Below are 15,482 nucleotides of genomic sequence, written 5' to 3' on the forward strand. Positions count from 1 at the left end.
CACTGGTACAACTACCACCGACCCCACACCGGCATCCACGGCCTCACGCCAGCCAGCCGCGTCACCAACCTGTCCGGACAACACAGCTAGGGCCTGTCCGGCAGGCGCCGCTCCCGTGCGCCCGGCCGTCACTCCCTGCGCCCGCCGCTCACCCCAACTGCCGGTACTTCCCCCGAAAATACGTCAGCGGTCCGCTGTCCGCGTCCGGGATCGACGAGGTCAGCACATGGCCGATGACGAGGGTGTGGTCGCCGGCCACGATCCGCTGCTCGGTCCGGCACTCCAGGGTCGCGAGCGCACCGCCGATGAGCGGCGCCCCGGCCGCTTCGCCCCGTACATGGGGAATGCCCTCGAAGAGCAGTCTGTCGCTGATGCGGCCCTTCATGGCGAATCGCCCGGCAATCTGGCGCTGGCTCTCCGACAGTACCGAGGCCGCCCAGAGGGGCTGGTGCGCCAGCAGGTCGTCCATGCGTGAGTCGTTGCGAACGCTCACCATCACCAACGGCGGTTCGAGTGACACCGACAGGAACGCCGTGGCGGTCATGCCGACGTCCTCGCCGCGCGGCCCGTCGTCCGGGTCATGGGCGGTGATCAGCACCACGCCGGCGGCGAGGCGGGACAGGGCGGCACGGAATTCTTCCTCACTCACCCCCATAGAATGAGGGATCGTCGCGCCGCCCGGCACGGATGCCGGAGAGACGGCGGGTGTGGCGGTGGCGGCGGGGCCGGCGGCCGGGTCTGCGGCAGGGTTTTTCGTGAACACGCCACGAACGCTAACTTTTGCCCGGGCCGGCCCGCATCGGGCGCTGGGACCACTCGCGTCCTAGGTCTGACGGCGGAGGCTCCGGGTGGCAAAATTTGCGTTCAGGAAGTGTAGGGACGCTCCCGCGGCCGTACCCTTCGAGATCATCAATGCGCCCTCACGGTCTGTGACTTGAGTCACAGCGCGCGCTAATTGTTGACCCTGTGTACCGAGTGAACAGCTCACTGTGATTCAGTGAGCGTGGAATCGGACGACAAAGAATTCTGGAGTTGCTGTCGAGGTCTCAGGGAGAGCGAGCGATGGAGACCGAGTCGGAGCCATACGTCCGTCTTGCGACCCTGCGGCAGCTGCACCAAGTGGTCGCCGAGCTGAACACCGCACGCAGCCTCGCGGACACCCTGCAGACGGTCGCCGACGGCGCGATCGCCGGGCTCGGCTTTGAGCTGGCCGCGGTCAATCTCGTCCGCCCGGACGGGGATCTCGTCGTCGCGGCGGTCGCCGGCAGCGCGGGCGCCGAGGCGCTGATGGCCGGACGGGTCGGCTCCCGGGCGTCCTGGGACCGCAGACTGTCGATGGGCGAGCGGTGGGGCGAGCTGCGCTTCATCCCGTACACCGAGGGCTGGGTGCTGGACGACGATGACGTCCCGCAGTGGCACACCGCCGGTCCCGCCCCCCGGTTCCCCGACGAGTGGCACCCCATGGACCGCCTCCTGGCGCCCATGTACTCGGCGTCCAACGGCGGCGGCGAGCTGCTCGGCGTGATCTCCGTCGACCGGCCGCGAAACGGCCGGCGCCCCGGCGCCTGGGGCCAGGAAGCGCTCCAGATGTACGCCTTCCAGGCCGCCATCGCGATCAGCAACGCCCGGCTGCGGGCGAACATGCAGCGCGCGCTGGTCCGGCTGGAGCGCGAGCAGCAGGCCCTGCGCGCCAGCGAGGAAAGCTTCCGGCAGGCCTTCGAGTACGCGCCGAGCGGGATGGCCGTCGCCGAAATGGGCGGTGACCAGCACGGACGGCTGCTGCGCACCAACGACGCGCTGTGCCGGCTGCTGGGCCGCCCGGCGGCCGCCATGCGCCGCTACTCCTTCTCCGACCTCGTCCACCCCGAGGACATCGGCACGCTGCTGCGCACCTCCGCCGAGGGCGGCCGCGCCGAGCTGCGGCTGGCCCGCCGGGACAGCACCTACGTCTGGGTCTCGCTGCGGAACTCCGTCGTCGCCGACACCGCGGACGGCCCCCGGTACCTGCTCACCCACGTCGAGGACATCGAGGACCGCAAGCGCCACGAGCTGCAGCTCGCGCACCGCGCCAGCCACGACTCGCTGACCGGCCTGCCCAACAGTGCCGAGCTGCGGGCCCGGCTCGGCGCCCGGCTGTGCTCCCGCCCGCCGGGCTCCGCCGCCGACGCCTACGCCTCCTCGGGCGGCCATGCCGACCCGAACGGCTTCCGGCCGGACGGCACCGAGCCCTTCGGCGCGATGGACGGGACCGACGGCGGCAGCGCGGTCCCGTTCGACCACCACGTGCACACCGTCGCGCCCCCGGACGGGCCGGCGGACGACGGCTCCAAGGGGCTCGCGGTCCTCTTCTGCGACCTCGACGGCTTCAAGTCGATCAACGACCGCTTCGGTCATCACACCGGCGACGCGGTGCTGATCGAGGTCGCCCGCCGGCTGACCAGCGGTGTCCGCGACGGAGACACGGTCGCCCGGCTCGGCGGCGATGAATTCGTGGTGCTCGCCGACGGCCTCGGCACCGCCGACGCCCAGGACCTCGCGGTCCGGCTGCGGAACGCGATCATCCCGCCGATCCGGGTGGACGGCCGGGCGGTCCGGGTGGGCGCCAGCTTCGGGATCGGCTGGGCGAGCTGCGGAATGTCCGCCGAGGAGGTGCTGGCCTCGGCCGACCAGCGGATGTACGTCGAGAAGCGGTCCCGCTCGAAGGCGAACCGGCGGGCGGCGGGCTGAGGGCGCCTCGAAGCCGACGGGCCCCGCCCCGGAAAATGCCGCGTATCTCACACTCGGCGCATCTGCCGCGTACTGCCGCAGCTCACCGGCCGTTCACCTTTCCGTAGCGATCTTGTGGCTGTTCCGGCTCGGCGTGGCAAGGCCCGGAAGCGGTAGGCTGCGCCGATGCGGCGCGGTGCCGCCGGGGGCCCGAAAGAGACAGTTCGCGCAGAGGCGTGCGGACGTACCGACGCGCACAGATCGCTGGGGAGTGACACGGAATGACGGCCGGCAACAACGGCGCGGACACGCCGGAGAACGACGACCCGTTCGCCTACCTCTACCGCTCGGAAGGCGGCGAGGGCGGGGCGCAGGGCTCGGCGGGCGACGGTGCACCGACGCGGCAGCCGGGAGTCCCGCGTACCTCCTACAACCAGGTGCGCGCCGTCGGCCAGCGGCAGTACGGCGGCCAGCAGGCCCCGCAGCAGGCGTACGGGCAGCAGAACGCCCACTACGCCGCGCCGGAGACACTGCCCGGCGGCGACCGTACGCGTCCCGTCCCGGCCCAGGGCCACGGTGGACAGGAGCCCCGCCGCAACCGCAACGGTCTGCTGATCGGCGCCGTCGCAGTGGTCGCGGTGGTCTGCATAGGCATCGGCGTCGCGATGCTGACCAACGGCAAGGAAACCAAGGACGACAACGCGGGGAAGCCGGGCCCGACGGCCGGCGAATCGGTGGCGCCCAGCGACGATCCCACCGCCAAGCCCACCCCCGGCGCGCTCCCCAAGGGCGACGCGCTGAGCATGCGGCTGGAGGGCGGAGCCAGCACGGCGACGGACATCCCGGGCGCGCGCACGAAGACCGGCGCATACGTCGCGGGCATGAACGCCCCTGGTGCGTCGGCCACTTGGACGCTGGACGTCGACAAGGCCGGCCAGTACAAGCTCTGGGTCGGCTACGGCGTGCCCGGCAAGGACGCCAACCTCACGCTGAGCGTGAACGGCAAGCCCGACCCCCGGGCGATAAACATGGAGAACTTCGCCCACGCCGCCGAGGGCGCCTGGGACAAGGGCTGGACCAAGACCTGGTCCTATGTGCAGCTCAACAAGGGCACCAACACCATCAGCCTGGCCTGCGGGACCGGCAACCAGTGCGACGTCAACCTCGACAAGGTGTGGCTGGCGGACAAGTAACGCCCCGTCAGTTTCCCGGCGGGCCCGCTCGCCCGGCGGCCCGCTGCACGCCGCCGTCGTGATCTGTCACCACGACGCGCGGCAGCAGGTCCTCGTACGTCTCCGCGTCGAACTCGCCCGCCGCCGGGGCCCGTACGGTCGCGGCCGACAGGGCCACCGCGCGGGTCAGCCGGTCCGGCCACGGCAGCTCCTCCACCAGTCCCGACAGCAGCCCGGCCACCGCCGAGTCGCCGGCGCCGGTCGGGTTGCCGGCGATGCGCTGCGGCGGCGCGGCCTGCCACGCGCCGTCGGCGGTGACGGCGAGCATGCCGTCCGCGCCCAGGGAGGCGGCCACCGCGTGGGCGCCGCGGCGGCGGGCGTCGCGGGCGGCGCGCAGCGGTTCCGTACTGCCGGTGAGGGCGGCGAGCTCGTCGGCGTTGGGCTTGGCGAGATCGGGGCGGGCGGCCAGACCACGGCGCAGCGGTTCGCCACTGGTGTCCAGGAGTACGGGGACACCGGCGGTGCGGGCGACGCGGGTGAGGCGGGCGTAGACATCGACCGGGACGCCGGGCGGGAGGCTGCCGCACAGCGCCACCGCCCGTGCGTCGCCCAGCAGTTCGCGGTAGCTGCCGAGGAACGTGTCCCATTCGGCGGGGGAGACGGTCGGGCCCGGTTCATTGAGCTGGGTGGTGTCGCCGGAGGCCTCGTCGACCACGGCGACGGTGCGGCGGGTGGCGCCGCCCACCGGGACCAGCGCGTCGGTGACGTCGGTCTCCTGGGTGAGCAGGGCGCGCAGCGCCTCGCCGGTGCCGCCGCCCGCGAAGCCGGTGGCGACCGTGCGGTGGCCGAGCGCGGCCAGCACGCGGGCGACGTTCAGGCCCTTGCCGCCGGGGCGCTCGGTGACCTCGGTGACCCGGTGCGTGGTGTGCGGACGGAGCCGGGGCACGCGATAGGTGATGTCCAGGGCGGCGTTCAGCGTGACCGTGAGGATCATGGTTCCCCCTTCCGCGCCGGGCGGCCGCCGGTCGGACGGCGGTGGGTCTGGCGGCCGTGCCGGGCGGCCGCGTGCGGACAAGTGCGCGAGCGATCATGCCATCCGGACGGTGGTTGGCCCAGACCCTGGCCAACCACCGTCCGGTGCGCGTTCACCGGGAAGACGGCCACCGTGCGCCCTGTCCCAGGAGTCAGACGCCCGGCGGGGGCACCAGCCACTCGCCCCGGCGCATCACGCCCGCCAGGCCGTATCCGGCATCCAGCACCACCAGATCGGCGTCCTTGCCCGGCTCCAGGGAGCCGGCCCGGTCGTCGATGCCCAGGAGGCGGGCAGGGTTGGCCGAAAGCGCCTGTACGACCTGATCCTCCGTCAGGCCGTCGACGGTGACGGCACGTTGGAAGGCGCGGTCCAGTGTGAGAGTGGAGCCGGCGATCGAACCCGCGGTCGGTCCGTCGCTGATCCGCGCGACACCGTCCTTCACCTCGACCCGCATCGGGCCGAGCGGATACATCCCGTCGGTCATGCCGGCCGCGCCCATCGCATCCGTGATGAACGCGACCCGCTCGGCGCCCGCGGCGCGGAACGCCATCTGGAGGACCGCGGCGTGCAGATGGGTGCCGTCATTGATCAGCTCGACGGTGACCCGCTCGTCCTCCAGCAGCGCCGTGACCGGGCCCGGCGCGCGGTGGCCCAGGGCGGGCATCGCGTTGAAGAGGTGGGTGGCGACGGTGGCACCCGCGTCGATGGCCTCGCGGGTGGCGTCGTAGGACGAGTCGGTGTGGCCGACGGCGGCGATCACACCGGCGTCGGCAAGCAGCCGTACCGACGCCAGACCGCCGGGCAGCTCCGGCGCGACGGTCATCATCCGGGCCGTGCCGCGCGCCGCGTCGACGAGCTTGCGCACATCGGCCGGATCCGGGTCGCGCAGCAGCTCGGGCTGGTGCGCGCCGCAGCGGTGCGCGGAGATGAACGGGCCCTCGAAGTGGATACCGGCCAGCTCGCCGTCCTCGACGAGCTCGGCGAGCACGCCGGCCTGCCGGGCCAGGTCGTCCAGATCACCGGTGACGGTGGAGGCGAGCATGGAGGTGGTGCCGTGCCGGCGGTGGGTGCCGATGGCCGTCAGGCACTCCTCCCGGTCGGCGGACGAGAACGAGCCGCCGCCTCCGCCGTGCACATGCATATCGACGAAACCGGGGACGATGAGATGCCCCGTCAGATCGATGACGGATGCCTCCCCGTCCGGATGGCGGTCCCCGCGCCGTCTGTTGTGCCCGCCGCGGTCCTTGTCCCGGCTGCGGACGTCGGCGATGCGGCTGCCCTCGACCGTGATCCGGCCGTCGTCGACGACGCCGGACGGCCGCGCGATCCGGGCGCCGGCCAGGACGGTGCGCCGGGGGTCCGAGGGCCGTCCCGCGGATTGTTGCTGTGCCATCAGGCGCGTACCTCCGTGGAGAGAAGATCCCAGGCGAGCAGACCTGCGCCCAGGCACCCGGCGGCGTCCCCGAGGGCCGCCGGAACGATTGAGGGAAGCCGCTGGAACGTAACGCGCCGGCGGACCGCTTCCCGCAGCGGCACGAACAGCGTGTCACCCGCTTCGGCGAGTCCGCCGCCGATGATCAGCGTCTGCGGATCGAGCAGGGTGAGCCCGGTGACCAGGCCGTCGGCGAGGGCGGCCACAGCGCTCTGCCATACGGCGAGCGCCCGTTCGTCGCCGGACTCCACGGCCTTGGCCGCATCCGCGGCGGTCGCCCCCGGATCGCCGCAGGCCGCGGCCCAGTCGCGGCCGACCGCGGCGGCCGAGGCCAGCGTCTCCAGACAGCCGCGTTGGCCGCAGCCGCACTCGCGCCCGCCGGGCCGTACGACGATGTGGCCGATCTCGCCCGCGCTGCCGTGGGCACCGCCCTCGATCCGGCCGTCGATACCGATGGCGCCCGCGATGCCGGTGCCCAGCGGCACGAAGAGGAAACGGGCGGCGTCCTTGCCGGCGCCGATCCGGCCCTCGGCCAGGCCGCCGGTGCGTACGTCGTGGCCGAGCGCCACGGGGATGCCGCCGAGCCGCTCGGACAGCAGGGACCGCATCGGTACGTCCCGCCAGCCGAGGTTGGCGGCGTAGACGGCGGTGCCGGCCGCCTCGTCGACGATGCCGGGGACCGCGACCCCGGCGGCCTCGGCGGCCCTGCCGAACCGCTCCTTCCCCAGGTCGCGGAGTTCGGCGGCGAAGCCGAGTATCGCCTCGACGACCGCGTCGGGGCCGCGCTCGCGGCCGGTGGGGCGCCGCGCCTCGTACAGCAGGCTGCCGTCCGCCCCTGCGAGGGCGGCTTTCATCCCGGTGCCGCCCACATCAAGGGCGATGACATGTCTCACGGGACCAGTTTCGCGCGATCCGCCATGAAAGGTCTAGTCCACTCGCCGTTGTAGTACCCGATCGAGGCCGCTCCCGCGCGCGGATCCGTTCGCCTTTCGCGCCCGTTGCCCGGTACGCCACCCCGTTTGGCCTGGTCATCGCCCGGCCTCGTGATCTCCGTGTGGGAAGGGCGATGCCAAAGCGAAATGACGGGTGGTGTAGACCTTGTGTGGGTACGCGGGGGAGACTCGCTCCTCACATCGGTCGAGGGAGACCCCTGAGACCGGGGTACACCCGGCAACACGATCATTCGGGACAAAGGGCGGTAACAGCAGTGCAGCGGCGGTATCTGAGCCTGGCAGCGATGGGAATCGCCTCAGCCATGACACTGACTCTTACCGGCTGCGGCAGCTCGGGCGACGACGGCGACGTCACCCTCAAGCTCATCGCGGCGGACTACGGCGATCGCGCGTCCAACAGCTCGCGGCACTACTGGGACGAACTGACCCGCGCCTTCGAGAAGAAGAACCCCGGCATCAAGGTCGACGTCGAGGTCTACAGCTGGACGGACGTCGACAAGAAGGTCGAGGACCTGGTCAAGGCCGGCAACGCCCCGGACCTCGCGCAGGCGGGCGCGTACGCCGACTACGCCGCCAAGGACCAGCTCTACAGCACCGACAAGCTGCTCTCCATACCCACCGAGGCCGACTTCACCGTCTCCCTCGAAGAGGCCGGCGAATATCAGGGCGTCCAGTACGGCATGCCCTTCGGGGCCAGCACCCGGCGGCTCTTCTACAACAAGAAGCTGTTCGCCGAGGCCGGCATCACCGGCCCGCCGCAGAGCTGGCGGGACATCGCCCGCGACGCCGAGCTGCTCAAGGCGCACGGCGTCAAGATCCCCTTCGCGCTGCCGCTCGGCCCGGAGGAGACCCAGGCCGAGACGCTGATGTGGATGCTCAGCGGCGGTGGCGGCTACGCCGACAGCATCGGCAAGTACACGATCGACTCGCCGGAGAACGTCAAGACCTTCGAGTGGCTCCAGAAGGACCTCGTCGGCAAGGGCCTGACCGGCACCGCCCCCGCCGAGCTCAACCGCGCGGACGCCTTCCAGGGCTTCGCCGACGGCGAGGTCGGCATGCTCAACGGCCACCCCACGCTGATGAAGCAGGCCGAGGACAAGGGCATCGACTACGGCACCGTCGAGCTGCCCGGCATCAACGGCAAGGCCAAGGCCACCATGGGCGTCGCCGACTGGATGATGGCGTTCAAGGCGGGCGGCCACCGCGACGAGGCCGGCAAGTTCCTGGACTTCGTCTACAGCGAGAAGAACGTGCTGAAGTTCTCCGGCGACTACGGCCTGCTGCCGGTCACCTCGTCCGCCTCGCAGGCGATGCTCGCCGACGACAAGTACGCCAAGCTGCACGGCTTCCTCGATCAGCTCCCGCACGCCGAGTTCTACCCGGCGGACAAGACCTCCTGGCCGCTGGTCTCCAAGACCCTCAAGGCCAAGATGGGCTCCGCGGTCGGCCCGAAGGGCAACCCGTACGGCGTGCTCACCGACATCCAGAACATCGCCGAGACGGAGGACAACGCGGTCCAGTGACGGTGTGTGAGGAGAGCAGGACGACGCGCCCGGCGTTGTCCGACGGTGGGCTTATCGTGGGAACGTGATGACGGGCGACGGGGACGGTACGGACGGCGAGCGCGTGGCGGCGCTCTCCTCCCGGGACGAAGCGGTGCTGGCCGTCGAACGCCGCTCCTGGCCGGGCCCCGGCCCCAAGGAACGCGCCATCCGCGAGCGCCTCGGCATCTCCCCGACCCGCTACTACCAGCTCCTGAACGCCCTGTTGGACGACCCGCGCGCACTCGCCCACGATCCGGTCACCATCAACCGCCTGCGCCGCGTCCGGGACGCCCGCCGGGCCCGCCGCTGACCGCGGGGCCACTGACCGCGGGCCACTGACCGCGGGCCGCTGACCGCCGGGCCGGGACGCACGGCCGCCCGCCCGGATGCTCCCGTACACCCGGCATGCGCCCGCACCCCGCCGGTAGGGTCGTCGCCATGGGCAGCCCCCCGAACGCCGCGCCGACCCCGAACCCCGACCCGGCCCCCGGGTCCCCGCCGCCGGACTCCGCACCGCCCCCGAGCGCCGTCCCCACCCCGCACACCGTCGCCGGCCGCGAGGGCCTCGCCGCGCTGCTGGCCCGCCCCGAACGCGCCGTCATCGCCCTCGACTTCGACGGCACCCTCGCCGATATCGTCCCCGACCCCGAAAAGGCCCGCGCCCACCCCGGCGCCACCGCCGCCCTCGGCCGGCTGGTGCCACGGCTGCGCGCCGCCGCGGTGATCACCGGCCGGCCGGCCGGCGTCGCGGTCCGCCTCGCCGGCGTCGCCGACGCGCCCGGCCTGGACCACCTCGTCGTCCTCGGCCACTACGGCGCCGAACGCTGGGACGCGGCAACCGGCACCGTCCACGCCCCCGCCCCGCACCCCGGCATCGCCGCCATACAGGCCGAACTCCCCGGCGTCCTGGACCGCTCCGGTGTCTGGCAGGGCACCTGGGTCGAGACCGCCATCGAAACCAAGGGCGGCCGCGCCATCGCCGTCCACACCCGCCGCGCCGACGACCCGCAGGGCGCCTTCGAGCGGCTGCGCGCCCCGCTCTCCGCGCTCGCCGAACGCCACGGCCTGATCGTCGAGCCGGGCCGGCTGGTCCTGGAACTGCGCCCCCCGGGCATGGACAAGGGCGTCGCGCTCGCCGACTGGGTCCGCGAGACCGGCGCCACCACCGTCCTCTACGCGGGCGACGACCTCGGTGACCTGGCCGCCTTCTCCGCCGTCGACAAGCTCCGCTCCGACGGCCTCACCGGCGTCCTGGTGTGCAGCGGCAGCAACGAGGTCGCCGAGCTCGCCGAGCGCGCCGACCTGGTGGTCGACGGGCCGGCCGGCGTCGTCGGACTGGTCGACGCGCTCGCGGACCGGCTGGCCGAGCACTGACCGGCCGGGCACTGACGGGGCCCGGCGCCTCCGAGCGGTCCGGGCAACCGGCCGCGGAGCCCGTCCGACGGACGGCTTACCCCTCCGCCCCCTCCGCCCCCTTCAACGCCTGCAGCTGGTCCAGGAACCACTGGGCCGGCGGCAGTGCGGTGGCGGCCGAAGCCAGCCGCTTGGTGCGCTCGGCGCGCTCGCCGTGTTCCATCGACAGCGCCGTGTGCAGCGCGTCCGCAGTGGCGGTGATGTCGTACGGATTGATGACGATGGCGTCCTTGCCGAGCTCCTCGTACGCCCCCGCCTCCCGCGACAGCACCAGCGCACACCCGTCGTCCGAGACCACCGGAATCTCCTTGGCGACGAGATTCATGCCGTCCCGGATCGGGTTCACCAGCGCCACATCCGCGAGCCGGTAGGCGGCCAGCGACCGCGCGAAGTCGTCCTTGACGTGCAGCTCGACTGGCTGCCAATCCGCTGTGCCGTACTCGGCGTTGATCTCCTCGGCCAGCCGGCCGACCTGCGCGGTGTACTCGCGGTAGACGGCCAGATCCTGACGCGAGGGGTAGGCGAACGCCACATGCACCACCCGCTCGCGCCACTCGGGACGGTCGGCCAGCAGCCGGCGGTACGCCAGCAGCCCCCGCACGATGTTCTTGGACAGCTCGGTGCGGTCGACCCGCACGATGGCCTTGCGGTCCGTCCCGCCGATCTGCTCGCGCAGCGTCGCCATCCGCTCCTCGACGTCCGGCCGGTGCGCCCGCTCGCGCAGGAAGCCGGCGTCTGCGCCGAGGCCGTACACCCCGAGCCGGGTCCGGCGCGGCTTGCGCTCCGGCGGCGTCGAGACGACGTACGGATCCGCGTCGCGCGGCCAGTACGCGTCGCAGTCCGCACCGAGCGCCCGGTCGCAGCAGCCCATGAACGCCCGCATCCACCGCTGGGTCAGGAAATTCGCCTGGTCCGCGCCGAGGATCCCCGCCACCAGCTTCCGCTGGATGTCGTCCGGAAGCATCGCGAAGTACTCGGGCGGCGCCCACGGCGTATGTGAAAAGTGCGCGATCCGCAGGTCGGGGCGGCGGTCGCGGAGCATCCCCGGCACCAGCGCGAGGTGGTAGTCCTGCACCAGGACCGCCGCGCTGGGCGCCGCCGCATCTGCCAGCGCGTCCGCGAACGCGGCGTTATAGGTCTCGTAGGACGCCCACTGCGCACGGAATTCCGCATCGAAGACCGGCTCCACCGGCGTCTGGTAGAGCATGTGGTGGACGAACCACAGCACGGAGTTCGCGACGCCGTTGTAGGCATCGGTGTACACATCCGCGGGAATGTCCAGCATCCGGACGCGCTGTCCACCGCTGTCGGCCGGATCCAGCGCACCGCCGCTCCGCCGTACCGCCTCCCGGTCGCCGTCACCGAGCGCGGCGCACACCCACACCGCGTCAGCGCCGGCCCCGATGGCCGACAGGCCCGAGACCACCCCGCCACCGCCCCGCTTGGCGGACAGCGCGCCGTCCGCCCCCAGGGCGTAGGAGACCGGGCCGCGGTTGGACGCGACGAGTACCTGGGCACCACTGCGCTCGGAGGCCATGCCGCGAGATTAACCCGCCACCCATCCGCGCAAACGTACGCCGCGGCTCAGGCCGCGCGTCGCCTCGCGTACTCCGGTATTTCGGCCATCGGGGGGCGCTCCTCGGTGTCCACCTCGGTCGTGCGGGGGACGAAGCCGTTCTCGCCGCGGTCGAACTGGGTGAGCCGGGGGCGCACCAAGTGGCCCCGGGCGAGGCGGAGTTGGGCGGTGCGGTAGATCGCCGCGGCCATCCGGCCCAGGGCCTGGCCGTCCTGGTGGCGGTGTTTGCGCACGCCCACATCGACCTGGGCGAGGGCATCGAGGCCGACGGTGTGCAGGGCGTCGACCAGCAGGCCCAGCTCCACGCCGTAGCCGACCGGGAACGGCAGGCGCTCCAGGAGGGAGCGGCGGGCCGCGTACTCACCGCCGAGCGGCTGGACGAAGCCGGCCAGCTGGGGCCAGTGCAGATTGAGCAGCGGGCGGGCGACCAGTTCGGTGACCCTGCCGCCCTGGCCGGCTCCGCTCGCGCCGGCTCCGGGGGCCCCGCTGACTCCGGCCTCCAGCGGCCGGTCGTACATGGCCTTCACGAACTGGATGTCCGGATCCGTCAGCAGCGGTCCGACGATCCCGGAGACGAAGGTTGACGAGAATTCGCGCAGATCGGCGTCGATGAAGCAGATGATGTCGCCGCTGGTGGCGAGCAGGGAGCGCCACAGGACCTCGCCCTTGCCGGGGACGGCCGGGATCCGCGGCAGGATGCCGTCCCGGTGGACGACCCGGGCGCCGGCCGCCGCCGCGACCTCGGCCGTCCGGTCGGTGGAGCCGGAGTCCAGCACCACCAGCTCGTCGACGAGCGGCACCGCCTCCGTCATCAGCTCACCGCGGATCGCCGCGACGATCGCCCCAACGGTGGCTTCCTCGTCGAGCGCGGGCAGCACGACACTGACCGTCCGGCCGGTCTGCCGCTTGGCGTCCAGCAGCCGGCCGAGCGGGCGGTCGGCCGCGGACCAGGAGCGGCTGCTGAGCCAGCGCTCCACCTCTTCCAGCACGTCTACGACTCCTCGGTGGCCTGATCAGGGGCCGGTATGTGATCCATCTCGCGGTTCGGACGACTATCTCAACTGTCAGTGCCTTCGGTTACAGTCTTGAACAACGCGGATGGCCGTCGCATGTCGGGGTCACCGCGCCATAAACGCCTGGGTTACGGCCCAGCGCCATACCGCTCATCCAGAGGGGCAGAGGGATACGGCCCGTTGAAGCCCCGGCAACCCTCCAGCCGGTCTCCGCCGCACAGCTGCTGCGCGCGCGAGGCTCCCGGCTAGGGAAGGTGCCAAATCCGTCTCGTGGCGAGATGCGCCGCGAGGAAGATGAGGAGAAAGGGCCTCGCCTCCATGGCTGTGCAAGTCACCGAAAGTACCCCCGCCGTCGCTCTCGGACCCGCCGTCGCGCTGTCCTGCCGCGAGTGCGGACAGCGTTTCGATCTCGGCCCGATCTTCGCGTGCCAGGAATGTTTCGGGCCGCTCGAAGTGGCATACGACCTGCCGAGCGGCGGCCCCGGCCAAGCAGAAGCCCTGAAGAAGCAGATCGAGGCCGGCCCCAACAACATCTGGCGCTACGCCCCGCTGCTGCCCGTCCCCGCCGACGTGGCCGACAAGCCGAACCTCAACCCCGGCTTCACCAAGCTCGTCAAGGCCGACAACCTCGCCCGTGAGCTGGGCGTCACCGGCGGCCTCTACGTCAAGGACGACTCCGGCAACCCGACGCACTCCTTCAAGGACCGTGTCGTCGCGATCGCCGTCGAGGCCGCCCGCGCGTTCGGCTTCACCACCCTCTCCTGCTCCTCGACCGGTAACCTCGCGGGCGCGGTCGGCGCCGCGGCCCGCCGCGCCGGCTTCAAGTCCTGTGTCTTCATCCCGCACGACCTGGAGGCCGGCAAGGTCGTCATGGCCGCGGTCTACGGCGGCGACCTGGTCGGCATCGAGGGCAACTACGACGACGTCAACCGCTTCTGCTCGGAGCTCATCGGCGACCCGCTGGGCGAGGGCTGGGGCTTCGTCAACGTCAACCTGCGCCCCTACTACGGCGAGGGTTCCAAGACGCTGGCGTACGAGATCTGCGAGCAGCTGGGCTGGCGGCTGCCGGACCAGATCGTCATCCCGATCGCCTCGGGCTCGCAGCTCACAAAGATCGACAAGGGTCTGAAGGAGCTGATCACGCTCGGTCTGGTCGAGGACAGGCCGTACAAGATCTTCGGCGCCCAGGCCGAGGGCTGCTCGCCGGTGTCGACCGCCTTCAAGGCGGGCCACGACGTCGTACGGCCCCAGAAGCCGAACACCATCGCCAAGTCCCTTGCCATCGGCAACCCGGCCGACGGGCCGTACGTGCTCGATATCGCGCGCCGCACGGGCGGTGCGGTGGAGGATGTCAACGACGAGCAGGTCGTGGACGCGATCAAGCTGCTGGCCCGGACGGAAGGGATCTTCGCGGAGACCGCGGGCGGCGTGACCGTCGGCGTGACCAAGAAGCTCATCGAGGACGGCCTGCTCGACCCGTCCCTGACCACCGTCGTCCTGAACACGGGGGACGGCCTCAAGACGCTTGACGCCGTCGCTCCGACCACCGGGCCCACGGCCACCATCAGCCCGAGCCTGGACGCGTTCCGCGCGGCCGGCCTGGCCGGCTGAGCCCCGCCGTACGCCCCGCGTAGGCGGCCCCGAACTCGCACCTCGTACTCCTCGCACCCCGCTGGAAGGCAGAACCCATGAGCGTCAAGGTCCGCATCCCCACCATCCTCCGTACGTACACCGGCGGCGAGGCCGAGGTCGCCGCCGAGGGCGCGACTCTCTCCGAGGTGATCGCCGACCTGGAGAAGAACCACCAGGGCATCGCGGCCCGTGTACTGGACGACGCGGGCAAGCTGCGCCGCTTTGTGAACGTCTACGTCAACGACGACGACGTCCGCTTCGAGCAGGGCCTGGAGACGCCGACGCCGGACGGTGCCGGTATCTCCATCATTCCCGCAGTGGCCGGGGGCTGCTGATTCAAGCCATCTCCACTGTCGCCTGACTGGAATTACCCCGTACGCAGCAAAGCGGACGGGGTAATTCCATGTTTGGAAAGGCGCTACCATCGTGGTGATCCCACTCCGCGCGTGTGCCGAACGCATATGAGGCGCGATGAGTTGTGCCCAAAGTGTGTGCGGCAATTGTCGGCTAAGTGCGTTATGCCTGGCCCGACTTGCCCGGGAATAACGGGAGTTCACGGCATATTGCCGATTCCCCGCCGCCAGAATTCTCGTCCGATTGACCTGTTGCGCTGGGCATTGGGGCAGATACATTCAGCGGCGGTCGACGCGTTCCGGCGCACACCCCGCAGGCCAATCATGGGGTGAGGTCTGACCCGGGTCCGCGGAGTGCGGTCCTGTGCAAGGGCCAGTAATAGGGGAGTTAGGCATGGCTCAGGGCACCGTCAAGTGGTTCAACGCGGAGAAGGGGTACGGCTTCATCGCGGTCGACGGTGGTGCGGATGTTTTCGTCCACTACAGCGCGATTCAGATGGACGGCTACCGCACCCTTGAGGAGGGTCAGCGGGTCGAGTTCGAGATCTCGCAGGGCCAGAAGGGGCCGCAGGCGGACATGGTCCGGGTGGCCGGCTGAAGCGCCGACCGACTGCAGCGTGATGGAGGCCCGCACCCTTGAGGGGGTGCGGGCCTC

The 15,482-nt window shown here is 71.5% G+C and carries 14 protein-coding genes and 1 riboswitch; of the genes, 8 read left to right on the forward strand and 6 right to left on the reverse strand.

Features of this window, described 5'->3' with window-relative positions; genetic code table 11:
• Positions 1 to 148: 148 nt before the first annotated feature.
• Positions 149 to 763, reverse strand: coding sequence for a flavin reductase family protein (locus AB0I10_RS20755; RefSeq protein ID WP_363153994.1), 615 nt, complete (start codon positions 761 to 763; stop codon positions 149 to 151).
• Positions 764 to 1,062: 299 nt separating this feature from the next.
• Here AB0I10_RS20755 and cdgB point away from each other — a divergent pair, with 299 nt between their 5' ends.
• Together cdgB and AB0I10_RS20765 are read left to right on the forward strand one after the other, a co-directional pair.
• A complete protein-coding gene (gene cdgB / locus AB0I10_RS20760; RefSeq protein ID WP_363153995.1) occupies positions 1,063 to 2,727 on the forward strand; it encodes a diguanylate cyclase CdgB in 1,665 nt (554 codons plus the stop codon).
• Positions 2,728 to 2,987: 260 nt separating this feature from the next.
• Complete coding sequence (locus tag AB0I10_RS20765) at positions 2,988 to 3,899, forward strand: carbohydrate-binding protein (protein ID WP_363153996.1); 912 nt, start codon at positions 2,988 to 2,990, stop codon at positions 3,897 to 3,899.
• A 7-nt stretch (positions 3,900 to 3,906) separates the two neighbouring features.
• On the opposite strand, the gene AB0I10_RS20770 is transcribed toward AB0I10_RS20765, so the two are convergent.
• The 3 genes from AB0I10_RS20770 to AB0I10_RS20780 all read right to left on the reverse strand — a co-directional run bounded on the left by AB0I10_RS20770 (position 3,907) and on the right by AB0I10_RS20780 (position 7,236).
• Positions 3,907 to 4,872: a 1-phosphofructokinase family hexose kinase gene (locus tag AB0I10_RS20770; protein WP_363153997.1), complete on the reverse strand. Its 966-nt coding sequence runs from the start codon at positions 4,870 to 4,872 to the stop codon at positions 3,907 to 3,909.
• Positions 4,873 to 5,062: 190 nt separating this feature from the next.
• On the reverse strand, positions 5,063 to 6,304 hold the full coding sequence (nagA, locus tag AB0I10_RS20775; protein ID WP_363153998.1) for an N-acetylglucosamine-6-phosphate deacetylase: 1,242 nt from the start codon (positions 6,302 to 6,304) through the stop codon (positions 5,063 to 5,065).
• A complete protein-coding gene (locus tag AB0I10_RS20780; protein ID WP_363153999.1) occupies positions 6,304 to 7,236 on the reverse strand; it encodes an ROK family protein in 933 nt (310 codons plus the stop codon). Before AB0I10_RS20780 ends, nagA begins: the two co-directional genes overlap by 1 nt.
• Before the next feature lie 362 nt (positions 7,237 to 7,598).
• On the opposite strand from AB0I10_RS20780, the gene AB0I10_RS20785 reads away from it, so the two are divergent.
• The 3 genes from AB0I10_RS20785 to otsB all read left to right on the forward strand — a co-directional run bounded on the left by AB0I10_RS20785 (position 7,599) and on the right by otsB (position 10,214).
• Complete coding sequence (locus AB0I10_RS20785; RefSeq protein WP_363154000.1) at positions 7,599 to 8,819, forward strand: extracellular solute-binding protein; 1,221 nt, start codon at positions 7,599 to 7,601, stop codon at positions 8,817 to 8,819.
• A gap of 67 nt (positions 8,820 to 8,886) precedes the next feature.
• Positions 8,887 to 9,150, forward strand: a complete 264-nt coding sequence (locus tag AB0I10_RS20790) for a DUF3263 domain-containing protein (RefSeq protein ID WP_363154073.1) — start codon at positions 8,887 to 8,889, stop codon at positions 9,148 to 9,150.
• A 128-nt stretch (positions 9,151 to 9,278) separates the two neighbouring features.
• Positions 9,279 to 10,214: a trehalose-phosphatase gene (otsB, locus tag AB0I10_RS20795; protein WP_363154001.1), complete on the forward strand. Its 936-nt coding sequence runs from the start codon at positions 9,279 to 9,281 to the stop codon at positions 10,212 to 10,214.
• A 76-nt stretch (positions 10,215 to 10,290) separates the two neighbouring features.
• On the opposite strand, the gene AB0I10_RS20800 is transcribed toward otsB, so the two are convergent.
• Both AB0I10_RS20800 and AB0I10_RS20805 read right to left on the reverse strand, forming a co-directional pair.
• Complete coding sequence (locus AB0I10_RS20800; protein ID WP_363154002.1) at positions 10,291 to 11,790, reverse strand: trehalose-6-phosphate synthase; 1,500 nt, start codon at positions 11,788 to 11,790, stop codon at positions 10,291 to 10,293.
• Between the two features lie 47 nt (positions 11,791 to 11,837).
• Positions 11,838 to 12,818, reverse strand: coding sequence for a glucosyl-3-phosphoglycerate synthase (locus tag AB0I10_RS20805; protein WP_363154003.1), 981 nt, complete (start codon positions 12,816 to 12,818; stop codon positions 11,838 to 11,840).
• Between the two features lie 171 nt (positions 12,819 to 12,989).
• A riboswitch (SAM riboswitch) is annotated at positions 12,990 to 13,143 on the forward strand.
• A 17-nt stretch (positions 13,144 to 13,160) separates the two neighbouring features.
• Between AB0I10_RS20805 and thrC the strand changes: the two genes are divergently transcribed.
• From thrC to AB0I10_RS20820, 3 genes are all read left to right on the forward strand, one after another.
• The gene (gene thrC, locus AB0I10_RS20810) at positions 13,161 to 14,453 is read left to right on the forward strand and encodes a threonine synthase (protein ID WP_363154004.1); all 1,293 of its coding nucleotides are present in this window, start codon (positions 13,161 to 13,163) and stop codon (positions 14,451 to 14,453) included.
• A 77-nt stretch (positions 14,454 to 14,530) separates the two neighbouring features.
• Positions 14,531 to 14,809 carry a MoaD/ThiS family protein gene (locus tag AB0I10_RS20815; RefSeq protein WP_136740880.1) on the forward strand — a complete coding sequence of 93 codons (279 nt, stop codon included), beginning with the start codon at positions 14,531 to 14,533 and terminating at the stop codon, positions 14,807 to 14,809.
• A gap of 412 nt (positions 14,810 to 15,221) precedes the next feature.
• Positions 15,222 to 15,425 carry a cold-shock protein gene (locus AB0I10_RS20820; RefSeq protein WP_003986833.1) on the forward strand — a complete coding sequence of 68 codons (204 nt, stop codon included), beginning with the start codon at positions 15,222 to 15,224 and terminating at the stop codon, positions 15,423 to 15,425.
• The last annotated feature ends 57 nt before the right edge of the window (positions 15,426 to 15,482 follow it).

The sequence above is a fragment of the Streptomyces sp. NPDC050636 genome, from assembly GCF_040654775.1.
GTDB lineage: Bacteria > Actinomycetota > Actinomycetes > Streptomycetales > Streptomycetaceae > Streptomyces.